The 440-nt window shown below is 50.5% G+C and carries 1 pseudogene; it reads left to right on the top strand.

The annotated features are described in order from the left end of the window. Positions 1 to 297: pseudogene (locus tag ASC50_RS04725) on the top strand (hypothetical protein); the annotation flags it as partial. Positions 298 to 440 lie beyond the last annotated feature (143 nt).

Here is a 440-nt window from a genome sequence, read left to right on the forward strand (position 1 = left end):
CTCACTAACCGCCTGAAAATCAACCTCGGCGGCGAATACAACTACAAATTGCGCTATCGTGCAGGGGCATATTACAGCAGTTCGTACTTTGAAACGGTGAAAGGCGGCTATGACGAATATGGCATCACACTTGGCGTAGGAGTTCCGATGCTCGACCGCCGCTCGTATCTCAATTTTGCGGTGGCAGGTGAAATGCTTCGTCCGAAAGCACCGAGCATGGTCAGCGAATATTATGTGAAAATTACAATCAGTTATACATTCAACGAATTGTGGTTCAGAAAACGCAAAATGCTGTAATCCTGCTGCTTGGCTGCTGCCTGCTGACAAGTGCGTGCCAACCCAAAAGCAAATTGGCAACGGTGGACGTGAATGTGGTGGAAAAGCCCCTCACGCACGCAGAGGAGGGGGTGTCGCTGGTTTCCAATTCAGGCGTTACGCGC

Source organism: Candidatus Symbiothrix dinenymphae, assembly GCF_001431085.1.